At 56.9% G+C, this 255-nt stretch carries 1 pseudogene; it reads right to left on the reverse strand.

Going from position 1 to position 255, the window contains the following annotated elements:
• Positions 1-255, reverse strand: a pseudogene (locus E0D98_RS26745) (terminase large subunit); the annotation flags it as partial.

Genomic DNA, 255 nt, shown 5'->3' on the forward strand with positions numbered 1-255 from the left:
CTTCCGGGCGGGAGGCAAGGCCGCCTATGGCTTCACGTAACATGTCCTCCGCTTTGTACTGCTTGCCAAATAACCACAGTTCATCAATCAGCGTCCCCACGGACTTGATACCGGATACCGTATTCGGGTCGGCAGCCACCACCTTAAGGGTGGTGTCCGTCACCCTGTGGGTGATGGTCCGGATATGTGTCTGCACCTGGCAGAGGTCATCCAGATCATCGTCCCGTCGTACCATATCCCGCGCAGGATTAAAGG

Source organism: Escherichia sp. KCJ4928 (assembly GCF_004352695.1).
Taxonomy (GTDB): domain Bacteria; phylum Pseudomonadota; class Gammaproteobacteria; order Enterobacterales; family Enterobacteriaceae; genus ECMA0423.